Consider the following 19,138-nt stretch of genomic DNA (forward strand, 5'->3'; position numbering starts at 1 on the left):
GAGGAAACATGAAGAACAAGATCACCGGCCGCTCCGCCTTTCTCGCGCTGCTCAAGGACGAGGGCATCACGCATCTGTTCGGCAATCCCGGCACCACCGAGCTGCCGATCATGCATGCGCTGAAGGACCATCCCGATCTCACCTATGTGATGGCGATGCAGGAGAGCCTGGTGGTGGCGATCGCCGATGGCTATAGCCGCGCCTCCGGAAAACTCGTCGCCTGCAATGTTCATGTCGCGCCCGGCCTCGGCAACGCGATGGGCTCGCTCTACAACGCCCAGTTCACGGGCACGCCGATGATCCTCACGGCCGGCCAGCAGGAGCAGGGGCACGGCCTGATGGAGCCGGTGCTGTATGGGCCGCTGGTGCGGATGGCCGAACCGCTGGTGAAATGGGCGGTGGAGGTGACGCGGCTGGAGGATTTGCCGCGCATCGTGCGCCGTGCCGCCAAGATTGCAACGACGCCGCCGACCGGTCCGGTGTTCATCTCACTGCCCGGCGACATCCTGAACAGCGAAGCGGGGATCGATCTCGGTCGCTCCACCCGCATCGACGCGCGGACAAGGCCGTCGGACGAAGCGCTCACGGCCTTTGCCGCGCGGCTGCTGAGGGCGGAGCGCCCCGTCATCGTCACCATGGACGAGGTGGTCAAGAGCGATGCGCTGAAGGAGGCTGCCCAACTTGCCGAGCTGCTCGGCGCGGCGGCTTACCAGTCCTCGACGCCCTATGGCTCGCACTTCCTGTCGGAGAGCCCGAGCTTTGTCGGCACGCTGGCACGCGTGCAGAAGGTCGCGCGCGATACGCTCGCGCCGTACGATCTCCTGATTGCGCTCGGCGGCGATCCCTTGCGGATGTCTGTCTATAGCGAGGTCGATGCGCTGCCTGATGGTCTCGGCATCGTCCAGATCGGCCTCGTCGATTGGGAGATCGCCAAGAATTACGGCGCCGAAATCGCGCTCAAGGCGGATCTGAAGGAAACGCTGCGCGCGCTGATCCCGGTGCTGAAGGAGATGGGTGGCGCGACACTTGCGAGCCGCGCCAAGCAGCGCCTCGCCGAGATCGCGCCGAAGAACTGGACCGCGCGGCGTGCCGCGCTGGTCGAGCAGATCGGCAAGAGCGCCGGCCGCGCGCCCATCGATCCGGATTTTCTGGTGCTGCAGATGGTCGAGGCCATGCCGGATAACGCCATTCTCGTTGACGAGGGCCTCACCTCCAGCCGCCAGGTGACGGCGCTGCGACCGCATCGCGATCGCTACGGCTATCACGGCCTTGCCTCAGGCGGCATCGGCTGGGGCCTGCCGGCCTCGGTCGGCGCCAGCATCGCCAATCCGGATCGCCCCGTCGTGTGCTTCTCGGGCGACGGCAGTGCGATGTATTCGATTCAGTCGCTATGGACCGCGGCGCATCACAAGCTGCCGCTCAACGTCGTCATCGCCAACAATGGCGGCTACCGTATCATCAAGCAGCGCCTGCTCGCTTTCCATGACGACGACAATTATGTCGGCATGGATTTCGTCGATCCGCCCGTCGATTTCGCCGGCGTCGCCAAGGCGCTCGGCTGCGAGGCGATCAAGGTCAGCGATCCCAGAGAGCTGAAGGCGACACTGGCGTCGGCGTTCAATCGGCCGGGGACGAAGTTGATCGAGGTGATGGTCGACGGGAAGGTGTAGATCCGCTGTCGTCCCGGCGAACGCCGGGACCCATACCGCGTGATCTATCGATCGCGGCTGCTCCCAATCCCGAACGACCAATCTTCGCCAAAACTACTCCCTGGGGTTATGGGTCCCGGCGTTCGCCGGGACGACACGGCGTGTGTGGTGCTACCCCTTCCTCCCCACCCGATATCCCGCCGCCGGATGCGGCGCATCCAGCCTTGCGCGGCCGTTGCCGAACAGTTTTTCCCGCAGCGTGCCCTTTGCGTATTCCGACTTGTACCGTCCGCGCCGCGTCAGCTCCGGCACCAGCATGTCGGCAATGTCCTCGAAGTCGCCGGGCGAGACCGCAAACGCGACGTTGAGGCCGTCGACGTCGGTCTTCTCGAACCAATCCTCGATCTTGTCCGCGACCATCTCCGGCGTGCCGACCACGACAGGGCCGGCGCCGCCGATGCCGACATGCTCGATGACGTCGCGCACGGTCCAGACGCGGTCCGGGTCGCCCCGGGTGACGTTGTCGAGCGCGCTGCGACCGGCGTCGTTCTGGACGTGACGCACTTGCTGGTCGAGCTCGTAGCCGGAGAAGTCGATGCCGGTCCATCCCGACATCAACGCCAGCGCGCCTTCCGGATTGATATGCGACCGGTAGTCGGCATATTTCGCCGCAGCTTCCGCTTCCGTGTTGCCGAGGATGATCGTCATCATGTTGAACATCAGGATCTCAGCCGGATTGCGGCCGACCGCGGCGGCCTCCTGGCGGATCGCCGACACGCGCGGCCCGATGATCTTGGCCGACGGTCCCGACATGAACACGCATTCGGCGTGACGTGCCGCGAATTGCCGGCCGCGCGGCGAGGTGCCGGCCTGGTAGAGCACGGGCGTGCGCTGGGGCGACGGCTCGCTGAGGTGAATGGTGTTGTTGATGCGATAGTTTGCGCCCTCATGGTTGACGCGATGGACTTTGGCGGGATCGGTGAAGATGCCGCGCTTGCGGTCGCGCAGCACGGCGTCGTCTTCCCAGCTCCCTTCCCACAATTTGTAGACCACCTCCATGTATTCGTCTGCGATGTCGTAGCGGTCGTCATGCCCGGTCTGCTTGTCCTTGCCGGCGCCACGCGCGGCACTGTCGAGATAGCCGGTGACGACGTTCCAGCCGATCCGCCCTTCAGTGAGATGATCGAGCGTCGACATCCGCCGCGCGAACGGGTAGGGCGGCTCGAACGACAGATTGCTGGTGACGCCGAAGCCGAGATTTTGCGTTACCGCGGCCATCGCCGAGAGCAGCAGCAGCGGCTCGTTCGACGGCGTCTGCGCAGCGTTGCGCAAGGCCGCGTCAGGGCTGTTGCCGTAGACGTCGTAGACGCCGAGCACGTCGGCGAGGAACAATCCGTCGAAACGGCCACGCTCCAGCGTCCTGGCAAGATCGATCCAGTAGGGCAGGCGGTTATACTCGGCGGTGCGGTCGCGCGGATGGGTCCACAGGCCCGGCGACTGGTGCGCGACGCAATTCATCGCAAAGGCATTGAGCCTGATCTGCTTGGCCATGATCGTTCCCCGGCGCTCTATACTGAGCGCTCTTCGAATGGTAGATGTGCGCCCGAACTTGGCGAAGTTCTTGCATATAACCTGCGCTTGGCAAGGCCAGAATCAGCGGGCTGCCGCCTTTGGCAAGCCAATCTCAAGAGAGCAAGAACGAAATCCCAAGAGAACTACAAGAGAAGTACAAGAGCTATCCAAGTCCCTGCCACTTTCGAAGGCCACCCTGTCTCGGGTAGGGTCCTTCGCCTCGAAGTCCGAAAAGAAAATCATGACCAGAGCCGACGCCATCGCCCGCGCCCGTGAGGATTTCAAATCCGGTGCGTTCCTCGCTGAACTCGACCGCCGCGTCGCCTTCAAGACCGAAAGCCAAAATCCCGCGCGCGGCCCCGAGCTGCGGGCCTATCTGGAACAGGAGATGGTGCCGGCCTTCGCGGCGCTCGATTTCACCAGCCGCATCGTCGAGTCCCCCAGTGGCAAGTCGCCGTTCCTGTTCGCCGAGCATCACGAAAGCGCCTCCGCGCCGACCGTGCTGATCTACGGCCATGGCGACGTCGTCGACGGCATGGAGGGCGAGTGGCGCGAGGGCCGCGATCCCTGGCGCACGACGGTTGCGGGCACGCGGCTCTATGGCCGCGGCACCGCTGACAACAAGGGCCAGCACAGCATCAACATGGCGGCACTCCGCGCGGTGTGCGACGCCCGTGGCGGCAAGCTCGGCTTCAACGCCAAGTTCATCGTCGAGATGGGCGAGGAGATCGGCTCGCCCGATCTTGGCAAGGTCTGCGACCTCAATCGCGACGCGCTCAGGGCCGACCTGTTCATGGCCTCCGACGGGCCCCGTTTGTCCGCCGACCGCCCGACCCTGTTCCTGGGATGCCGCGGCGGCATCCGCATTCATCTGGATGTGAACCTGCGCGATGGCGGCCACCATTCCGGCAATTGGGGCGGCGTGCTCGCCAACCCCGCGACCATCCTGGTCAACGCGATCTCGACGCTGGTCGACGGCCATGGCCGCCTGCAACTCGACGCGCTGAAGCCGCCGCGCCTCAGCAACCAGATCCGCAGCTATCTCGCCGACGTGCAGGTGGTACCGACCGAGGACGAGCCGGCGCTTGCCGAGAACTGGGGCGAGGAGGGGCTGTCGGCCGCCGAGCGGCTTTACGCCTGGAACACGCTGGAAGTGCTGGCGATGTCATCGGGCAATATCGAGAAGCCGGCCAACGCCATTCCGGGCCATGCCAACGCCGTGCTGCAACTGCGTTTCGTGGTCGGCACCGAGGTCGGCGGCCTGATCGAGGCGGTCCGCGCGCATCTTGTCCAGAAGGGCTTTCCGATGGTCGAGGTGCGGGCGGCGCAGAGCTTTGCTGCATCGCGGACCGATTTCGACAGCCCATGGATCAAATGGGCGGCGGATTCGGTGAAAGAGACCACGGGGAAACCGCCGGCGGTGCTGCCGAACTTCGGCGGCTCGCTGCCCAACGACGTATTCTCCGAGATCCTGGGTCTGCCGACGATCTGGGTCCCGCACTCCTATCCCGGCTGCTCCCAGCATGCGCCCAATGAGCACATCCTGCTGCCATTGACGGAAGAAGCCTTGACGGTGATGGCCGGCCTGTTCTGGGATCTCGGGGAATTGCCCAAGCCGCTGACCTGAGCCCATTAACCTCTGCCGCAAGCCAGCCGAAAGTCACATTCTAATCCGGCCCAATCTGTGCTTGCATCCGGGCCGCATCATCCTGAAAGGGGACCAAAAAAGTGAAACATTTCCGTAGCATTGGGCTCGCGCTCGCCGCGACCTTCGCCGTCAGCCAGGCCGGGGCCCAGGAGCTGACAGGCACGCTGAAGAACATCAAGGACACCGGCGCCATCACGCTGGGCTTCCGCGACTCCTCGATCCCCTTCTCCTATCTCGACGACAACCAGAAGCCCGTCGGATTCGCGATGGACATCTGCTACAAGATCGTCGACGCCGTGAAGAAGGAGCTCAAGCTCGACAAGCTCGAGGTCAAGCTCAATCCGGTGACGTCGGCGACCCGTATCCCGCTGATGGCCAACGGCACCATCGACCTCGAATGCGGCTCGACCACCAACAATGCCGAGCGCCAGAAGCAGGTCGCCTTCACCAACACCCACTTCCTGACCGCCAGCCGCTACGTCTTCAAGAAGTCGAGCGGCCTGAAGTCGATCGACGACCTCAAGGGCAAGACGGTGGTCTCGACCGCGGGAACCACCAACATCAAGCAGCTCACCGAGGCCAACGTCGCGAAAAGCCTCGGCGCAAACATCATCCCCGCCAAGGACCACGCCGAAGCCTTCCTGATGGTCGAGACCGACCGCGCGGTCGCCTTCGTCATGGACGACATCCTGCTCGCGAGCCTCGTCGCCGGCTCGAAGTCGCCGGATGACTACGCCGTCTCCAAGGACGCGTTCTCCAAGCCCGAGCCCTACGGCATCATGCTGCGCAAGGACGACGCCGCCTTCAAGAAGGTGGTCGATGCGGCGACCGCTGCGCTCTATACGTCCGGCGAGGCCCAGAAGATCTACGACAAATGGTTCACGGCCAAGATCCCGCCGAAGGGCCTCAACCTCAATACGCCGATCTCGGCCGAGCTGAAGAACGAGTTCGCGAAGCCTTCGGACTCGCCGAACCCGGACGACTATAAGTAAGATAACCTCGATATTTCGATCGGGATCATGTCCGGCCACTCTTGACACAGGGGTGGCCGGACATTTGCATAGGCGGCCAGGATATCGCTGACTGGCGCGTTCGCGCGGGGGACACGTGAACTATAACTGGAACTGGGGAATCTTTTTCCAGCCGAACCCGATGGGGACGGGCACCTATCTCGACATGCTGCTGTCGGGCCTGGTGCTGACCCTGAAGACCGCGGCGTTGGCCTGGGTCATCGCGCTGATCACCGGCTCGCTCGTCGGCGTCATGCGCACGCTGCCGTCGAAGGGTGCGAACTGGTTCGGCTTCGCTTATGTCGAATTCTTCCGCAACATGCCGCTGCTGGTGCAGCTGTTCCTGTGGTTCTTCGTGCTGCCGGAACTGCTGCCGAAAGGCGCCGGCACCTGGCTGAAGCAGCTGCCGAACGCGCCGTTCTGGACGGCGGCGATCGGCGTTGGTTTCTTCATGTCGGCGCGCGTCGCCGTGCAATTGCAGGCCGGCATCGGCTCACTGCCGCGCGGGCAGAAGATGGCGGCGACCGCGCTGGGTCTGACCACCGCGCAGGGTTATCGCTATGTGCTGCTGCCGATGGCGTTCCGTATCATCCTGCCGCCGCTGACGTCGGAGTTCCTCAACACCATCAAGAACACGGCGGTCGCTATCACCATCGGCCTGCTCGAGTTGACTGGACAGGCGCGCTCGATGCAGGAGTTCTCGTTCCAGGTGTTCGAGGCCTTCACCGCCGCGACGCTTCTCTACCTCCTCGTCAACGCCGTCGTCGTGACCGCGATGCGCTTCCTCGAGCGCTGGGTCGCGATCCCCGGCTACATCACGGGGAAATAGCGCCATGTTCGGCAATCTCGATTTCGACGTCATCCGCCGCGCGCTGCCCTATTTGTTCTACGAGGGCATGACGTTCACCCTGACGCTGACGGGGCTCGCAGCTCTCGGCGGCCTGGTCTTCGGCACGGCGCTCGCGCTGATGCGGTTGTCCGGCTTCAAGATCCTCGGCCGCATCGCCGGCGTCTATGTCGACTTCATGCGCTCGCTGCCGCTGGTGCTGGTCATCTTCTGGTTCTACTTCCTGGTGCCCTATATCGGGCAATGGCTGACCGGCGCCTCGCGCCCCATCAGCGTCGGCGCGTTCGCATCCTCGCTCATCACCTTCATCATGTTCGAGGCGGCGTACTTCTCCGAGATCATGCGCGCCGGCATCCAGTCGATCTCGCGCGGCCAGCCGGCCGCGGCCAGCGCGCTGGGGCTGACCTACGCCCAGACCATGCGCTACGTCGTGTTGCCGCAAGCCTTCCGCAACATGCTGCCGGTCCTGATCACGCAGACCATCGTGCTGTTCCAGGACACCTCGCTGGTCTACGTCCTCTCGATCACGGACTTCCTGGGAGCGGCGAGCAAGGTCGCGCAGCGCGACGGGCGCCTCGTCGAAATGTACCTGTTCGCAGCTGTCGTCTACTTCACCATTTCCTGTATCGCGTCCTTCGGCGTCCGTCGCCTCCAGGCGCGCATCGCCATCATTCGATAGAGCGTGTCGGTCATGATCGAAATCAGCCACGTCAACAAATGGTACACTCCGAGCTTCCAGGTGCTGACCGATTGCACCACCAGCGTCACCAAGGGCGAGGTGGTCGTGGTCTGCGGTCCCTCGGGCTCGGGCAAGTCGACGCTGATCAAATGCGTCAATGCGCTGGAGCCGTTCCAGAGCGGCGACATCAGCGTCGACGGCACCAAGGTCAACGATCCCAAGACCAATCTGCCCAAGCTGCGCTCGCGCGTCGGCATGGTGTTCCAGCACTTCGAGCTGTTCCCGCATCTCAAGATCATCGACAATCTCTGCCTCGCGCAGCAGAAGGTGCTGGGCAGGTCGTCTGACAAGGCGGTGACGAAGGGCATGATGCTGCTGGATCGCGTCGGCCTGAAGGAACAGGCGCAGAAATTTCCCGCGCAGCTTTCCGGCGGCCAGCAGCAGCGCGTGGCGATCGCGCGCGCGCTCGCCATGGACCCGATCGTGATGCTGTTCGACGAGCCGACCTCGGCACTCGATCCCGAAATGGTCAGTGAAGTGCTCGACGTCATGGTCGATCTCGCCCATGAGGGCATGACCATGATGGTCGTCACCCACGAGATGGGGTTTGCCCGCAAGGTGGCGAATCGCGTGATCTTCATGGACCGCGGCGAGATCGTCGAGGACGCGGCGAAGGACGATTTCTTCGGCCAGCCGCGCAGCGACCGCGCGCAGAAGTTCTTGTCGAAGATTCTTTCCCACTAACCGGTCGTCATCCCGGGGCGCGCGTAGCGCGAGCCCGGGATCCATACTCCCGATGGTGGTTATGGATTCCGGGCTCATTCGCTTTGCGAATGCCCCGGAATGACGAAACGAGGGATGATTGCGCCCCTCAATCGGCGTATAACGCCCCAACTTCCCCCTTCTCCCCAGGAGACCTGCCTTGGACCCGATCGCCTACGTCAACGGCTCATTCGTCCCGCTCTCGGACGCCAAGATCTCGGTCCTCGATCGCGGTTTTCTGTTTGCCGACGGCATCTATGAGGTCTCGGCCGTGCTCGACGGCAAGCTGGTCGACAACGCCTCGCATCTGGCGCGGCTGGAGCGCTCGGTCGGCGAGATCAGCTTGAGGCTGCCGGAGACGCTCGAACGCATCACCGAGCTGCAGAAGGAACTGATCGCGCGCAACAAGGTCACAAGCGGCCTCGTCTATCTCCAGGTGACGCGCGGCGCCGACAAGGGCCGCGACTTCGCCTTCCCCAAGGGCGACGTCAAGTCGAGCCTGGTGATGTTCACCTCGGAAAAGGACATCATCAACGCCGCCTCCGCAAAGACCGGCATCAATGTCATCACGGTGCCGGATATCCGCTGGGAGCGGCGCGACATCAAGAGCGTGGCCCTGCTGGCGCAGGTCTTGGCAAAGCAGGCGGCAGCCGAAGCCGGCGCCGGCGAAGCCTGGATGCTGGAAGACGGATACGTCACCGAGGGCGGTTCATCCTCGGCGTTCATCCTGACCAAGGACGACGTCATCGTGACCCGCAAGAACTCCAACGCGATCCTGCCGGGCTGCACCCGCAAGGCCGTGGTGGCGCTCGCCGAGGAACGTCAGCTTCGCGTCGAGGAGCGCTCGTTCACGGTGGCCGAGGCGCTGGCTGCAAAGGAAGCTTTTGCCACCTCGGCGTCACTGTTTGTCCAGCCCGTGGTTGCGATCGACGGCAAGAAGATCGGCGACGGTAAGCCCGGCCCGATGGCGACGAGATTGCGCGAAATCTACGTGGAGTTTGCCAAGGCGACGGCGGTCTGAGCCGCGTACCGCTGCCGTAGGGTGGGCAAAGGCGCACTTGCGCCGTGCCCACGTCTTCTCTCGCTCTAGCTGACAGAAGGTGGGCACGCTTCCGCCTTCGCTCTACGAGCTACGGCGGACAAGTCGCTTTGCCCACCCTACGAGACCTGCCTCGGGGCGCGCCCCTTCACGCCGCCGACGCCTTCACCTTCACCGGATGAACCGCGCGGAACGCGATCGCGATCCTGTTCCAGGCGTTGATGGCGCCGATCAGCATGGTCAGGTTCACCGTCTCTTCCTCGGAGAACTGCGCGCGGACCTGCCCGTAGACGTCATCAGGCGCATGTGTCTGCGCGATCAGCGTGACCGATTCCGTCCAGGCCAGCGCGGCGCGCTCGCGATCGGTGTAGAGCGGGGATTCGCGCCAGGCATCGAGCAGGTAGATGCGCTGCTCGGCCTCGCCGCGCTTGCGCGCGTCCTCGGTGTGCATGTTGATGCAAAAGGCGCAGCCGTTGATCTGTGACGCCCGGATCTTGACGAGCTCGATCAGCGATTTCTCGAGCCCCGTGGACTGGATCTGCGTCTCCAGCGCCATCAGCGCTTTGATCGTGTCCGGCGCGGCCTGATAGTAGTTCATGCGGGGTTTCATGGTCGTTCTCCTTGCTGCTGGGTTGAGTCAGTGGGCACCACCGGCTGAGGTCTGGCCGGGCTTCTTCAGGAACAGGACCGCGGCGAGCGCGACGATCAGCGCCATGCCGAGCAGATAAAACGTGTCGCTGAAGGCGAAGATATAGGCCTGCTTCTGCACGATATGGCCAATCGCGACATAGGCGCGATGCGCCGCATCCGCACGGTCGAGGATGCCATGATTGACGAAATATTGCGTGAGCTGTTCCAGCCGTGTGCGGGTGGCCTGCTCGAACACCGAGACCGACTGCATCAGCACGTTGGAGTGATACTGCTCGCGCTTGGTCAGCACGGTCTGGAGCAGTGCGATGCCGACGGCGCCGCCGAGATTGCGCATCATGTTGAACAGGCCCGAGGCCGAGCCCGCGTTCTCCGGCTCGATGCCTGATGTGGCGACCGCCGACAGCGGCGCCATCACCAGCGCCTGGCCGATGGCGCGGACGACGTTGGGCCACAGCAGCTGGTCGGCGGCGTAATCATTGGTCATATAGATGTTCATGAAGTTGGAGGCCGCGAACAGCACGAAGCCGACGCCGATGATGATCCGCGCATCGAATTTCTGCATCAGGCGCGGCACCAGCGGAATCAGCAGGAGTTGCGGCAATCCGGTCCATGCCAGCACCATGCCGATCTGCTCGGAATTGTAGCCCTGGATGCGCGACAGATATTGCGGCAGGATGAAGACCGAGCCGTACAGCGCGATGCCGAGCAGGAAATTCGCGAGCATGCCGAAGCCGAAATTGCGGCGGACGAGCAGGCGCAGGTTGAGGAGCGGCTTCTTCACCGTGAGCTCGATGATCAGGAAGGCGGTCAGCGCGACGGCCGCGATCACTGACAGCCTGACGATGAAGGGTGAGCCGAACCAGTCGTCCTTGTTGCCTTCCTCCAGCACGGTCTGGAGCGCCGATAGCCCGATCGCCATGGTGACGATGCCGGCCCAGTCGCCGTCGCGCAGCAGCGCCAGCTTCATCGGCTTGGGCTCGAGCGCGTACCAGAGCATGCCGACCATCACCGCGCCGGGGACGAGGTTGACGTAGAAGATGTACTCCCAGCCGAAATTCTCGGTGAGATAGCCGCCGATGGTCGGGCCGATCGCCGGCGCGAACGTCGCCGACAGCGCGAACAGCGCAAGGCCGACCGGCTGTTTTGCGCGCGGCAGCAGCGTGATGATCAGCGTGAACGCCATGGGAATCAGGACACCGCCGGTAAATCCCTGCACGGCGCGCAGCACGATCATCTGCGGCAAATCCTGCGCCAGTGCGCAAGCCGCCGAGAGAACCAGGAACAGGACCGCGTTGGTCAGAAGGTAAATCCGGATCGAGAACACCTGCGCCAGCCAGCCGGAGAGCGGGATCACCACGATTTCGGCGATCAGGTAGGAGGTCGAGATCCAGCCGCCGTCGTCGATGCCGGCGCCGATCGCGCCCTGGATGTCGGCGAGCGAGGCGTTGACGATCTGGATGTTCAGCACCGCCATGAAGGCGCCGAGCGTCGCGCCGATCACCGCGACCCAGGTTTTTGCGGATACGGCCGGCGTGGTCGGAGCTGCGGGGGCGGTGAGATTGGCGGCGGCGTCGACGGTCGGTTGCAGCGTGCTCATGGAAGCCTCGTCTCGGGTACGGAGACAGGATGCGTTCGGCGAATGGTTTCGATCATCGATGAAGTTGTGGAAGGATCGTCCGGCAGGATTTGATAATCCCGCCGACGCCTTCCGGCTTCAGCCGCCGTTCGGGCGGGACGTGTTGTCGGCGAGGCGCTTCGCCGTCTCGCGCTCGGCCAGCACCGCATGCTTGGTATCGACCGTCGGCACCGCCGACATGCCGGGGCGCAGCAGGCCGGTGAGGCTGTGGTCGTCGAGCACGATCTTCACCGGGACCCGCTGCACGATCTTGGTGAAATTGCCGGTGGCGTTGTCGGGCGGCAGCAGCGCGAATTCGAGCCCGCTTGCCGGCGACAGGCTGTCGACATGGCCGTGCAGGGTTCGATTGCGAAAACTGTCGACATGCAACTCGACCGGCTGACCCGGCCGCACATGCGTGAGCTGGGTCTCCTTGAAGTTGGCGACCACGTAGACCGCATCGAGCGGCACCACCGCCATCAATTGCGTGCCGGCTTGCACGTACTGACCGACGCGCAGCGAGCGGGCGCCGACGGTGCCCTCGACCGGCGCGGTGATCTCGGTATAGGACAGGTTCAAGGCCGCCTGCTGCGCGACAGCGCGGGCCCGTTCGAGCTGGGCCGCCGCCTGGGCGCGCTGGGTGGTGAGCACGTCGATCTTGCGCTGCGCGGCCAGCAGGCCGGATTTCGCGTGCTGCAATTGCGCGCTGCTCGCGCGTAGCGCCGCGTCGGTCTGCTGCGCGCGCTGGATCGTGCCGGAGCCGGTCTTCATGAGGTCGTCGTAACGGGCGCGCTCTTCCTGCGCGAATTTCAGGTTGGCGTCGGCAGCGGTGACATCCGCCGTGCTCTGCTCGATGATCGGCTGTTGCAGTTCGAGCTGGGCATCGATGTTGCGCACCAAGGCTTCGCCGGCGGCGACGTCGGCTTTGGCCTGGTCGAGCGCCGCCTTGAAGTCACGATCGTCGATCTTTGCCAGCGCCTGGCCGGCCTTCACCTTTTCGTTGTCACTGACCAGCACCTTGGCGATGTAGCCGGAGATTTTTGGCGCGATGATCGTGGAGTCGGCCTTCACATAGGCGTCGTCGGTTGTCTCGAGGTAGCGGCCGTTGGTCCGGTAATCGTGCCCGTAATAGACAGCGGTTGCCGTACCCGCGAGGAACGCCAGCGCCAGCGCCGCGCGCCGCACCCTGTTCCGGAGCGGGACAGTCGGCGGCGGCTTGGGGCTATCGGGGGTGATTTCAGTTGCCTGCTGAAAAATCTCGGCGCGGGGCATCTCGGACATGGAAGTCTCCTATCGGCGTGCCGAGACTATTGGTCTTTCTGGGTCGGGTGATAATCGGCGAAATGCTGGAAGGATTATCCATCGGGGCTGGATAATCCGGCTGGCTGTAATGTCTAGCGGGCCAGACCCGCGCCTGCCCCAGAGCGGTTGCCGCGCCCGTCGAGCGATTTGCGCTAACGTATGCGTCCTGCTGGACCCGAGCCTCCAAGCCGGACGAACTCCAAGTTTTTGATAGATAATCGGGGTGAATTCATTGCGATTATCCATCAAAGGCGGATAATCCGGTGCCATGGATCGATTGACCAGCCTCGAAGTCTTCAGCCGGGTGGTAGAGACCGGCGGCTTCTCTGCAGCCGCCCGCAAGCTCAACATGTCGACCACCATGGTGAGCAATCACGTTCAGGCGCTGGAAGATCGGCTCGGGGTGAGGCTGCTCCAGCGGACCACGCGCAAGGTCAACCTCACCGAAATCGGCAAGGCCTATTACGACCGTTGCGTCCAGATCCTCGCCGACATCGAACAGGCCGACGATATCGCCGGCGAATTGCAGTCGGTGCCCCGCGGCACGCTGCGCATCCACGTCGCCACGCATATGGTGCAGTTCGTAGCGCCTGTGGTGGCAAAGCTTCTGTCGACCTATTCGGAGCTCAAGATCGATCTGCGCATGGGCGAAGGTGACGTCGATCTCATCGAGGAAGGCTACGACGTCGCCTTGCGCATGACCTCGCCGCCGGATTCAAGCCTGATCGTCCGCAGCCTCGCCACCTGGCGTCACGTGCTGTGCTGCTCGCACGATTATCTCGAGAAGCACGGCCGGGTGCAGAAGCTCGACGAGCTCGCCGCGCATAATTGTGGCCGGCACCTGAACTATCCGTTTGGCGATGAATGGCGCTTCCTCGATCGCAAAGGCGCACCGGCCTCCGTACGCATCTCGGGCAGCTTCGTCACCAATAGCGGGGAAGCGCTGCGCAAGGTCGCACTGGAGGGGGCCGCAATCTGTCTGATGGCGGGATTTCTCATTCAGGACGACCTCGAAGCCGGTCGCCTCGTGCGCCTCTTGCCGGAATATCGGACGATCGAGCTGTCCATGAACGCGGTCTATCCGCATCGTCATCATCTGTCGGCGAAGGTCAGGACCTTCATCGACCTGCTCGCGCACCACAGCGCCGAGCAGCAAAAGCTGATCAATCCGTATTCATGAGCGACGTCGGCAGTGCCGTAGGGTGGGCAAAGGCGCAACGCGCCGTGCCCACCATCTCCATGAATTCGAAAAGAGGTGAGCACGCTTCGCTTTGTCCACCCTACGATTCCATCAGCGTGGCGGCGGCAATCGTCTGAACGCGTTGTCCAGAACCATGCCGATTGGGAGCAGCCGGCGTCAACCGGTGGCGTGCATCCTCGCCGGCGACGGTGTGTCGAGTTCGGTGAGCAGTCGCTCGACGTCGGCCTTCACCTTCCCGATCGCGGCGTCCTTGACCGGGCCGTAGCCGCGGATGTCCATCGGCGCTGTTGCGATTGCGACGAGACCTGGCAGATGCGCCGCATCGAGCCCGCCGAGCATCCGCTCGATCAAGCCTTCGTACCAGGCGATCAGTTCGCGCTCGGTGCGCCTTTCCCAGGTGTAGCCGAATGGATCGAACGGCGTGCCGCGTAGTCCCTTCAAGCGCGCGAGCATGGCGAGCGGCATCTGGATCCATTGACCGAAGGCGCGCTTGCGCGGACGCCCACGTGCGTCGCGCCGCGACGGCAGGAAGGGCGGGGCGAGGTGATATTGGACTCTGAAGCCATCGAATTCGCGCTTCAGCTCATCGAGGAATCCGCCCTGCATGTGCAGGCGCGCCACCTCATACTCGTCCTTGTAGGCCATCAGCTTGAACAGGGCCCGGGCGACGGCCTCGGTCAGGACCTCGCTGTTCAGGACAGCTTCGGCGCGGCGGACCCTTGCGACGGTCGCCCGGTAGCGCGCCGCATAGGCGTCGTCCTGATAGGCGGTGAGGAAATCGGCGCGACGCTCGATCATCTGGTCGAGCGTCTCGGCCCTGGGCGCATCGTCCACCCTCGGCAAAAAGTCCTGATCGGCTGCCGCAATCCGGCCCCAGGCAAAGGCCTGCTTGTTGCGTTCGACGGCGACGCCGTTGAGCTCGATTGCGCGCAGCAGCGCTTGCAGCGAAATCGGCACCAGTCCGCGCTGCCAGGCAAAGCCCAGCATGATGATGTTGGCATAGACGGCATCGCCAAGCAGCCGTTCCGCCAGTGCGTTGGCGTTGATGGTACTGAGATCGCTCTCGCCGATGACTCGGCCAATGGCACGCAGGCGCGCGGGGGAGGCGAGATCGGCGTCGCGAAAGCGGACCACGTCACCGGTCGGCATCTCCGCGGTGTTGACCGCGGCGCGCGTGCCGCGGTGGTAGGTGCCTGAGGCTTTTGGCGAGGAGCTCACCACGAGGTCGCAGCCGATCAGCGCATCGGCTGCGCCCTGGTCGATACGGACCTGATGCAGAGCCGCGGGGCTCGCGGCGAGGCGGATGTAGCTCAGCACGGGCCCGAACTTCTGCGCAAAGCCGGTGAAGTCCAGCACCGAGACGCCGCGGCGTTCGAGGTGCGCGGCCATGCCGATCAGCGCGCCGACAGTAATCACGCCGGTGCCGCCGACGCCGGTGATGAGCAGATCGTAGGGACGGTCGAGCGTTGCCGTCGCGGGCAACGGAAGTGTGGCGGCCCGACCAACCGCGTCGATCTGGCTCGCGCCCTTCTTCCGGCGCGTCGCGCCTTCGACGGTCACAAAACTCGGGCAGAAACCGTTGAGGCAGGAAAAATCCTTGTTGCAGGCCGACAGATTGATCTGGCGCTTGCGGCCGAACGGCGTCTCCTTCGGCTCGACGCTGAGGCAGTTGGATTCCACCGAGCAGTCGCCGCAGCCCTCGCAGACGAGATCGTTGATATAGGCGAAACGCTTGGGGTCGGCCATCTGCCCGCGCTTGCGCCGGCGTCGCTTCTCCGTGGCGCAGGTCTGCTGATAGATCAGGACCGAGACGCCGGAAATATTGCGCAGCTCGCGCTGCACGGCATGCATCTCCTCGCGCGGATGAAGGGTGACGCCGGCCGGCAGGTCGGCAGGCGAGAACTGTGCGGGATCATCCGACACCAGCGCAATGCGCGCCACACCTTCGGCGCGGACGCTGTGGGCAATGGCATGCACGCTGATGGGACCGTCGACCGGCTGGCCGCCGGTCATCGCGACGGCATCGTTGAACAGGATCTTGTAGGTGATATTGGCCTTGGCGGCGATCGCCTGCCGGATCGCCATCGAGCCGGAGTGGTAATAGGTGCCTTCGCCGAGGTTCTGAAAGATGTGCTTGTGGCCGGTGAAGCGTGACGAAGCCGCCCAGTTGACGCCTTCACCGCCCATCTGGATCAGTGACGACGTCTCGCGGTCCATCCAGCTTGCCATGAAGTGACAACCGATGCCGGCCAGCGCCTTGGAGCCTTCAGGTACCTTTGTTGATGTGTTGTGCGGGCAACCCGAGCAGAAATACGGCGTGCGCGTCGCGCCCGCGACGTTGATGGTGCGTGCGGCCTCTGGCATCAGGGCGGCCGCGCGTGCGGCGAGATTGAGGCCTGGGAACATCGGATCGAGCCGGCGCGCCAGCACGCCTGCGAGCGCGCGAGGCGACAATTCGCCGATCCAGGAGATCAGCCTTGCCCCGGTTTCGTCGTGCTTGCCGACCATGCGCTCCGGCTTGCTTCCAGGATAGTCGTAAAAATATTCCTTGAACTGGCTCTCGATGATGCCGCGCTTCTCCTCGACCACGAGGATCTCGCGCTTGCCTTTCACGAAGTCCATGGCGTCATGCAGCGCCAGCGGCCAGACCATGCCGACCTTGTAGACGTCGATGCCGATGCTGCGGCAGGCGGCCTCATTGAGCCCCATTAGCCGCAGCGCCTCCATCAGGTCGAGATGGGCCTTGCCCGTGGTGACGATGCCGTAGGTGGCGCTGGGGATGTCGTAGATGTGACGGTCGATCGGATTGGCCTTGGCGAAGGCGTAGACCGCGTGCTTCTTCGCCTCCAGCCGCTCCTCGATCTGCGGGCCCGGCAAATCGGGCCAGCGGTAGTGCAGTCCATCAGGCGGCGGCGTGAAGTCGGGCGTGCGGAAGTGGCGGGGCGGCTGTAGCGCGACGGACGCACCCGACTCGACGATCTCCGAGATCGCCTTGAAGCCGACCCACATGCCGGAGAAGCGACTCAGCGCATAGCCATATTCGCCGAACGCGAGGTATTCGCTGACGCTCGCGGGATGCAGCATCGGCATGAACCAGCTCATGAAGGCGACGTCGGACTGGTGCGGCATCGAGGAGGAGACGCAGCCATGGTCGTCGCCGGCGACCACCAGCACGCCGCCATGCGGCGAGGAGCCGTAGGCGTTGCCGTGCTTCAGCGCATCGCCGGAGCGATCGACGCCCGGGCCCTTGCCGTACCAGAGGCCGAACACGCCATCGACCTCGCGATCTCCTTGCGTCTCGACCTGCTGCGAGCCGAGCACCGCGGTCGCGGCGAGGTCCTCGTTGACGGCGGGGAGGAATTCGACACGGTCCCGCTTCAACCGCTCCTGGATGCGCCAGAGCTCGAGGTCGATGCCGCCGAGCGGCGAGCCGCGATAGCCCGAGATGAAGCCGGCCGTGTTGAGGCCGCTGGCCCGATCGCGCCTGACTTGATCGAGCGCGATGCGGACGATGGCCTGTGTGCCCGTGAGGAAGACGCGGCCGTGTTCGCGATCGTAGCGATCGGAGAGTTCGTAGGGGTCGAGTGACGGAAAGGCGTCCATGCGGACCTCCCGCGGCATCCTTGCCGAATGAGCGGAGGGTAGGCCCTGATGGTTGGTAGGTCTTACCTATCTTTCCTGTCTGTAACCACATTCTGGTAAGTTATCCCGAATTAGGCTATCATGCGGTAGAATAAACCGAATTGGGCCGATCGATGATCGAAGACCAGGACGCGCGGATTCTCGCTCATCTCCAGAAGGATGGCCGTGCCACCAACCAGCAACTGGCGGACGAGGTCGGCATGTCCACGTCGGCCTGCTGGCGCCGGGTGCGCGCGCTGGAGGAGGCCGGCATCATCCAGAGTTACGCGGCGCTGGTCGCGCGCGAGCCGGCGGGCTTTGCGATGTCGGCCATTCTTCACGTCTCGCTGGAACGGCACGACGCGAAGTTCGTCGACGAGTTCGTCGCGCGGGTAACCAAACGCCGCGAGGTGCTGGAGTGCTTTGCGACCACGGGCGATGCCGATTATCATTTGCGCGTCGTCGTGCAGGACATGGCCGCCTACAACAGATTCCTCGACGAGTTCATGTTCCGCATTCCCGGCATCCGCTATGTCCGCAGCAACGTGGTGTTGAAGGAGATCAAGTCGAGCGTGGCGCTGCCGTTTTGACATGCGGGAGGTGCCGGAGGGTGGCAAAGGCGCATAGCGCCGTGCCCACGATCTCTCCATGATCGAGAGAGGTGGTGGGCACGCTTCCGCCGTCGCTCTTCGAGCTATGGCGGACAAGTCGCTTTGCCCACCCTACGGCACCGGTGCTACGGGGCTGCTATTGCCCCTCCCGCACAAACCTGTTCCGCAACGTCCCGACACCGGTGATGTCGATCTCCACGACGTCGCCGTGCTTGATGTCCGGCGAGGCACCGTCCGTGCCCATCCAGATCACGTCGCCGGGCCACAAGGTAAAATACCTGGTCAGCTCGACCAGGAACGGCACCACGCCGAAGATCATGTCGCCGGTCGCGAAGCGGTTGGTCTCCTTGCCGTTGACCCGGACGATCGTTTCCATCTGTTGGAGATCGGTCTCGGTCTCGATCCACGGTCCCATCGGCTTGAACGTGTCGGCGTTCTTCGAGCGCCACAGGCTGCGGTCGGCCTTCTGCCAGCTGCGCTCGCTGACGTCGTTGCCGATGGTGTAGCCGAACACGCAATCCATCGCGTTGTCCTTGGTGAGATGTTTCACCTTCTTGCCGATGACGACGACGAGCTCGCCCTCGTAGTGGATTTTCTCCGTCGCGAAGGACGGGATCACGACCTCCTCGTCATGTGCGATCAGCGCGTTCTGGGCGCGATAGCCGATCTCGGGACGGTCAGGCACGGCCGGCACTTCGCCACGCTTGTCGGCGGCCTCCTTCAGATGCTTCAGATAGTTGAGGCCGACGCAATAGAAGGTGCGCGGGATCAGCGGCAGCTCGATCTTCACGTCCGACAACGAATGCGTGCGCGAGGTGCGCTGCCATTCGCCGAAGGGATCGCCATCGACCGCGACGACCTTATCTCCCTCGACGATCCCCCACGAGGTCTTGCCTGTCTCAGTAAATTTCAGCCAGCGCATGCTAAGTCC

At 64.0% G+C, this 19,138-nt stretch carries 15 protein-coding genes; 9 read left to right on the forward strand and 6 right to left on the reverse strand.

The features are described 5' to 3' along the window. Window positions 1-8: 8 nt before the first annotated feature. Window positions 9-1,670 (forward strand): thiamine pyrophosphate-binding protein, encoded by a 1,662-nt coding sequence (locus XI03_RS10860; RefSeq protein ID WP_212474950.1) that lies wholly within the window; start codon window positions 9-11, stop codon window positions 1,668-1,670. A 150-nt stretch (window positions 1,671-1,820) separates the two neighbouring features. Here the strand turns inward: XI03_RS10860 and XI03_RS10865 are convergent, their stop codons facing one another. Continuing rightward, window positions 1,821-3,200: an LLM class flavin-dependent oxidoreductase gene (locus XI03_RS10865; protein WP_038972852.1), complete on the reverse strand. Its 1,380-nt coding sequence runs from the start codon at window positions 3,198-3,200 to the stop codon at window positions 1,821-1,823. Window positions 3,201-3,462: 262 nt separating this feature from the next. Between XI03_RS10865 and XI03_RS10870 the strand changes: the two genes are divergently transcribed. The 6 genes from XI03_RS10870 (at window position 3,463) to XI03_RS10895 (ending at window position 9,188) form a co-directional block, all read left to right on the forward strand. Beyond that, on the forward strand, window positions 3,463-4,848 hold the full coding sequence (locus XI03_RS10870) for a M20 family metallopeptidase (RefSeq protein ID WP_271592137.1): 1,386 nt from the start codon (window positions 3,463-3,465) through the stop codon (window positions 4,846-4,848). A 101-nt stretch (window positions 4,849-4,949) separates the two neighbouring features. Further along, entirely contained in the window at window positions 4,950-5,861 is a 912-nt protein-coding gene (locus tag XI03_RS10875) for an amino acid ABC transporter substrate-binding protein (RefSeq protein WP_028140042.1), read from the forward strand. A gap of 115 nt (window positions 5,862-5,976) precedes the next feature. Continuing rightward, window positions 5,977-6,708 (forward strand): amino acid ABC transporter permease, encoded by a 732-nt coding sequence (locus XI03_RS10880; protein WP_038947549.1) that lies wholly within the window; start codon window positions 5,977-5,979, stop codon window positions 6,706-6,708. A 4-nt stretch (window positions 6,709-6,712) separates the two neighbouring features. Beyond that, on the forward strand, window positions 6,713-7,405 hold the full coding sequence (locus tag XI03_RS10885) for an amino acid ABC transporter permease (protein WP_028140044.1): 693 nt from the start codon (window positions 6,713-6,715) through the stop codon (window positions 7,403-7,405). 12 nt (window positions 7,406-7,417) lie between these two features. Then, window positions 7,418-8,149, forward strand: a complete 732-nt coding sequence (locus XI03_RS10890) for an amino acid ABC transporter ATP-binding protein (RefSeq protein WP_018321511.1) — start codon at window positions 7,418-7,420, stop codon at window positions 8,147-8,149. A 178-nt stretch (window positions 8,150-8,327) separates the two neighbouring features. Continuing rightward, window positions 8,328-9,188, forward strand: a complete 861-nt coding sequence (locus XI03_RS10895) for a D-amino-acid transaminase (protein WP_271592138.1) — start codon at window positions 8,328-8,330, stop codon at window positions 9,186-9,188. A gap of 166 nt (window positions 9,189-9,354) precedes the next feature. On the opposite strand, the gene XI03_RS10900 is transcribed toward XI03_RS10895, so the two are convergent. The 3 genes from XI03_RS10900 to XI03_RS10910 all read right to left on the reverse strand — a co-directional run bounded on the left by XI03_RS10900 (window position 9,355) and on the right by XI03_RS10910 (window position 12,753). Beyond that, window positions 9,355-9,816: a carboxymuconolactone decarboxylase family protein gene (locus tag XI03_RS10900; RefSeq protein ID WP_271592139.1), complete on the reverse strand. Its 462-nt coding sequence runs from the start codon at window positions 9,814-9,816 to the stop codon at window positions 9,355-9,357. A gap of 27 nt (window positions 9,817-9,843) precedes the next feature. Next, a complete protein-coding gene (locus tag XI03_RS10905) occupies window positions 9,844-11,454 on the reverse strand; it encodes an MDR family MFS transporter (protein WP_271592140.1) in 1,611 nt (536 codons plus the stop codon). A gap of 117 nt (window positions 11,455-11,571) precedes the next feature. Then, complete coding sequence (locus XI03_RS10910; protein WP_271592141.1) at window positions 11,572-12,753, reverse strand: HlyD family secretion protein; 1,182 nt, start codon at window positions 12,751-12,753, stop codon at window positions 11,572-11,574. Between the two features lie 289 nt (window positions 12,754-13,042). On the opposite strand from XI03_RS10910, the gene XI03_RS10915 reads away from it, so the two are divergent. Beyond that, window positions 13,043-13,954, forward strand: coding sequence for a LysR family transcriptional regulator (locus tag XI03_RS10915; RefSeq protein WP_028140050.1), 912 nt, complete (start codon window positions 13,043-13,045; stop codon window positions 13,952-13,954). Window positions 13,955-14,131: 177 nt separating this feature from the next. On the opposite strand, the gene XI03_RS10920 is transcribed toward XI03_RS10915, so the two are convergent. After that, window positions 14,132-17,578 carry an indolepyruvate ferredoxin oxidoreductase family protein gene (locus tag XI03_RS10920; RefSeq protein WP_271592142.1) on the reverse strand — a complete coding sequence of 1,149 codons (3,447 nt, stop codon included), beginning with the start codon at window positions 17,576-17,578 and terminating at the stop codon, window positions 14,132-14,134. A 152-nt stretch (window positions 17,579-17,730) separates the two neighbouring features. On the opposite strand from XI03_RS10920, the gene XI03_RS10925 reads away from it, so the two are divergent. Continuing rightward, window positions 17,731-18,186 carry an Lrp/AsnC family transcriptional regulator gene (locus XI03_RS10925; protein ID WP_271592143.1) on the forward strand — a complete coding sequence of 152 codons (456 nt, stop codon included), beginning with the start codon at window positions 17,731-17,733 and terminating at the stop codon, window positions 18,184-18,186. Window positions 18,187-18,343: 157 nt separating this feature from the next. On the opposite strand, the gene XI03_RS10930 is transcribed toward XI03_RS10925, so the two are convergent. Continuing rightward, on the reverse strand, window positions 18,344-19,129 hold the full coding sequence (locus XI03_RS10930) for a fumarylacetoacetate hydrolase family protein (RefSeq protein WP_271592144.1): 786 nt from the start codon (window positions 19,127-19,129) through the stop codon (window positions 18,344-18,346). Between the last annotated feature and the right edge of the window lie 9 nt (window positions 19,130-19,138).

Origin of the sequence: Bradyrhizobium sp. CCBAU 65884, from assembly GCF_028128835.1 — a bacterium.
In the GTDB taxonomy this organism is placed as follows: Bacteria; Pseudomonadota; Alphaproteobacteria; order Rhizobiales; family Xanthobacteraceae; genus Bradyrhizobium; species Bradyrhizobium ottawaense.